The sequence below is a fragment of the Tahibacter caeni genome (assembly GCF_024609805.1).
Classification (GTDB): Bacteria; Pseudomonadota; Gammaproteobacteria; order Xanthomonadales; family Rhodanobacteraceae; genus Tahibacter; species Tahibacter caeni.
Genome location: NZ_JANFVR010000384.1, coordinates 1 through 4,023 on the forward strand (window position 1 = coordinate 1; position 4,023 = coordinate 4,023).

The 4,023-nt window shown below is 64.2% G+C and carries 5 protein-coding genes; all 5 read right to left on the reverse strand.

Going from position 1 to position 4,023, the window contains the following annotated elements; translation table 11 throughout:
- Positions 1 to 373: 373 nt before the first annotated feature.
- From NON22_RS21175 to glmU, 5 genes are read right to left on the reverse strand one after another with little or no spacing between them, the layout of a single operon-like run.
- Positions 374 to 751: a thioredoxin family protein gene (locus tag NON22_RS21175; RefSeq protein WP_257388974.1), complete on the reverse strand. Its 378-nt coding sequence runs from the start codon at positions 749 to 751 to the stop codon at positions 374 to 376.
- Between the two features lie 20 nt (positions 752 to 771).
- Complete coding sequence (gene darG, locus NON22_RS21180; RefSeq protein ID WP_257388975.1) at positions 772 to 1,824, reverse strand: type II toxin-antitoxin system antitoxin DNA ADP-ribosyl glycohydrolase DarG; 1,053 nt, start codon at positions 1,822 to 1,824, stop codon at positions 772 to 774.
- A 10-nt stretch (positions 1,825 to 1,834) separates the two neighbouring features.
- Positions 1,835 to 2,155, reverse strand: coding sequence for a DUF4433 domain-containing protein (locus NON22_RS25035; RefSeq protein ID WP_425508010.1), 321 nt, complete (start codon positions 2,153 to 2,155; stop codon positions 1,835 to 1,837).
- Positions 2,065 to 2,490 (reverse strand): DUF4433 domain-containing protein, encoded by a 426-nt coding sequence (locus tag NON22_RS21185; RefSeq protein ID WP_257388976.1) that lies wholly within the window; start codon positions 2,488 to 2,490, stop codon positions 2,065 to 2,067. The genes NON22_RS25035 and NON22_RS21185 overlap by 91 nt, the downstream gene beginning before the upstream one ends.
- Positions 2,490 to 3,860 carry a bifunctional UDP-N-acetylglucosamine diphosphorylase/glucosamine-1-phosphate N-acetyltransferase GlmU gene (gene glmU, locus NON22_RS21190; protein ID WP_257388977.1) on the reverse strand — a complete coding sequence of 457 codons (1,371 nt, stop codon included), beginning with the start codon at positions 3,858 to 3,860 and terminating at the stop codon, positions 2,490 to 2,492. Before glmU ends, NON22_RS21185 begins: the two co-directional genes overlap by 1 nt.
- Positions 3,861 to 4,023 lie beyond the last annotated feature (163 nt).

Genomic DNA, 4,023 nt, shown 5'->3' on the forward strand with positions numbered 1-4,023 from the left:
CCCGCCTGCCGACCCATCCCGATCGCCGCATCGTCGAGCTGCTGCCGCACCGCTGGACGCCGGCGAGCTGACTATCGCTGGTGTTGTGGCGGTGTGGAATGTGGCTCCGCCGGACGCTTACCCAGAACCTAACAGAAAAGTATCCAGAAACGTATGGGACGAAGTGCGGGTAGGGATTTGCGGCCTTGCCTTCGACAGTCGCCGATGGCGCGGGTCTCGACACGCGGCGCGCCTTTGCGGGGACGCGTTGCAGGCCGGCCTAGGCGCCGTACTTGCGCGCGGCACTATCGCAGTCGGCCGTCGGCCGCACGGCAAGCCGCTGCGGAGGGTCACGGCGCGGTCACGGCCATCTGTCCCGCACGTCGCGTCGGGCTTACGCAGGGTCGCGCGTGAGGATGCTGTCGATCGCGGTGCGGAATGCCTCGATGCCGGGCCAGCTCGTGATGCGGCCGAGTCGCTTGCCGTGGCGGAACACGAGGAACGTAGGAATGCCGTGCAGGCCGAAGCGCGTCGCCATCGCCGCGTCGTCGTAGACGTTGCAGTGCAGCCAGCGCACCTGCGGCCAGCGCATCGCGTCGGGCCGCAGGAGGATCGCGCGCTTGGCGATGTCGCAGTTCGGGCAGTCGCGGCCCCAGAGGAACAGCAGATCGAGCGCCGCAGCGCCGTCGCCGAGCACCGCGTCGAGCCCGGCGCTGCCCACGCGCTGCATCGGGAAGCGGTCGAAGAAGTCGGGGACGGCGGTGTCGAGCACGAAGATCCTGCGCTGCAGAATCACGCAGCGACGGGCTGCGTGATCCATCCTTTTTCAGCCAGGACGCTCATCGCCAGCTCAATCTGCCGGGGACTGAACTGGTGCTTTCGCTCATTCCACGCATAAACACGCCGCATGACTTCATCTGAATGCCATGCGCCATAGACTTTGGTAACCCAGTGTACTGTCGACAAGAGTTCGAGTCCGAACGGTGATTCGAAGCCTTGGACGAGATCGACCACCCGGACGAAGTGAGCGAGCGTTTCCTGATGTGCTTTCAGAAATCGGTTTGCTTCAGTCTCGGCTCCTGGAACTAGTTCCAATGTTTTGTCCGGTGAATCTCCGCCATCGGCATATCCGACAACCAGATGACCCTCGATTGCGTTCAGCACATGACGAAGGTTTTCTGCATAAGGCCCATAGTGAGCTTCTTTGAACTGCAGGCGTAATGGCTCACCAGCTTCCTGCAAGAAGTACATCAGTTTGTGCACCTCAAGCAGCGACACGGCGGGATCGAGGAGTCCTTTCAGATAGCGAGAAATCAGCTCCACTAAGGCGGCGCGGCCTGCCGTCATTTTCGGTGCCTCGCGTTTGTGAATCATTTTGTCCGATACCGGCGCTCCAGTAGGTTCGTAGACGAGAGCACTGACCTGGGGAATAGCTTGTAGCGCCGCTTCAATCAGCGGTTTGACGTCGTTCCATCGAAGACCGCCCAGACCGCTTCCGAGCGGTGGAATAGCGATGGAGCGAATGTCAAAGCGCTTGATGACCTCAATCAGATCTTTGAGGCCGGCGTCAATGTCTTCCATGCGGCTTTTCCCGCGCCAGTGACGCTTGGTCGGAAAGTTGATGATGTACTTGGGGTTGCCCAGCTCTCCGGTAGCGAAAACGAACATGCGGCCAGGCTGTACCTCTTCGCGCCGACACGCTGCGACATATGCCTCAAAGTTTTCGGGATAAGCGTTCTTGAACTGCAAGGCTATGCCACGGCCCATCACGCCGACGCAGTTGACCGTATTGACCAAGGCTTCGACTTCGGCGTAAAGAATATTGCCGGTGGTGTACTCGATCACGACGGTCCCCTCAGTAATACCAGTCTGGCTTGATTTCGACTTTCGGGCGATGTTCTTGCAGAGAAAGGATGTCCATCGCCCGCTGATAAGTCGTCCGCGACCGAACACCGATCCGCTCTATCAAGTGCCAGGGAAATTCTTGCTCTATAAGAAATTCTGCTTGCTTTCCTTCTTTGATGGAGGGGTCTATCCCATTACCGCTCCAGCGATGTGTTTGGATAGCTCCCCAGTTGAGCTCGTTTAGCTGGGAGAGGTTGGCGCGATCTTCAAAGTAGCGTGCGCCCGCATTGGAAAGAGTGAAGGCCCAACGCCTATTGCATTGTTTGCCCAATCGACAGCGTCGTAGAGATCAGCTTCAAGGTGCACGATTGGTTCCTGGCCGCCATGGTAGGTCAGTTCGGGATGGTTCGCCCGATAGAGTAAGAAAAGCATGATCGAGCGGGAGCAGAAATAGAACGGCACGCATTCGCCGACATGCAGGCTTGGATGGCTATTGAGGGTTAGCTCTTTTAGGCGGCGCTGTTTGATGCTGGCCATACCGATCGTTGTTCCTCGCCCGGGAAGAGTCGCCATTTTCGCGTCACATAACAAACCGCCGCTGCCGATGATCGACGGCAGCCGGTCGACATGGACGATGTGATAGAGCTTCGGCCGAGCGGGAACCATCAGACTGGCCTCTTCTGCGGCCGCTTCCAGCCCGGCAACGTGGCCTGGCGTGCGCGCGCGATCGTGAGCTCGCCGTCGGGCGCGTTCTTCGTGATGACCGAGCCGGCGCCGATCGTCGCGTTCGCGCCGATCGACACCGGCGCGACGAGCGCGCTGTTGGAACCGATGAAGGCGCCGTCGCCGATCGTCGTCGTGGATTTGTTCACGCCGTCGTAGTTGCAGGTGATCGTGCCGGCGCCGACGTTGACGCCGGCGCCGATGACCGCGTCGCCGAGATAGGTCAGGTGATTGGCCTTGCTGCCGGCGCCGAGTACGGTCTTCTTGGTCTCGACGAAATTGCCGACGTGCACGCCGGCCGCGAGTTCGGTGCCCGGACGCAGGCGCGCGAACGGGCCGATCACGCAGGGGCCGTGGGTGACGACGCCGTCGAGATCGCAATGCGCCTGCACGCGCGTGCCGGCGGCGAGCGTGGAATCCTTGATGCGGCAGAACGGACCGATGCCGACCTCGTCGCCGAGCTGCACCTCGCCTTCGAATACGACGTCGACGTCGATCTCGATGTCGCGCCCGAGCGTCACGCTGCCGCGCAGATCGAAACGCGCTGGATCGGCCAGGCGCACGCCGGCCCGGCACAGCGCGCGCGCCTGGCGCCGCTGGTAGTGGCGCTCGAGTTCGGCGAGCTGCCAGGCGTCGTTCGCGCCGAACGCTTCGTGCGGATCGCTGCACAGCGCGCAGGCGGCGGGCTCGGCGTCGGCCGCGGCCAGCGCGAACACGTCGGTCAGGTAGTACTCGCGCTGGGTGTTGTCGTTGCCGACGCGCGCGAGCCAGCCGCGCAGGCGTGCCGCGTCCGCCGCGACGATGCCGGTGTTGACGAGGCCGATCGCCCGCTGTTCGTGGTCGGCGTCCTTTTCCTCGACGATCGCGCGGACCTGGCCGAGGCCGTCGCGGACGATGCGGCCGTAGCCGGTCGGATTCAGCAGCTCGGCGCCGAGCACGGCCAGGCTCGCGGGGGACCCGGCCAGCGGGCGCAGGGTGGCCGGCGTGATCAGCGGCACGTCGCCGTAGAGCACGAGCACGCGCGCCGAATCGGGCACGGCCGGCAGAGCCAGGCCCACGGCGTGGCCGGTGCCGTGCTGCTCGGCCTGCAATACCCAGTGCAGGTCCTGCGCGGCCGCGAAAGCGGCCTGCACCTGATCGCCGCGGTGGCCGTAGACGACGTGGATCGCAGCCGGCGCGAGCGCGCGCGCCGCCTCGATGACGTGCGCGAGCATGGGCCGTCCGGCCAGCGGCAGCAGCACCTTGGAGCGGGCGGATTTCATGCGCTTGCCCTCGCCGGCGGCGAGAACGATGACGTGCAGCGGTGCGGACATGGACGGCCTCGGGTTCGGGTCGCCGCGATTATCGCAGGCGCTGGCGGCGCACGTGATCCAGACGCCGGCGGATCGCCTGTGCGCCGGCCTGCGGACCCAGCCGTTGCCGCAGCGAGGCGCGCGCGGCGGCGCCGAGGCGGCGCGCCGCGGCCGGATCGTCGGC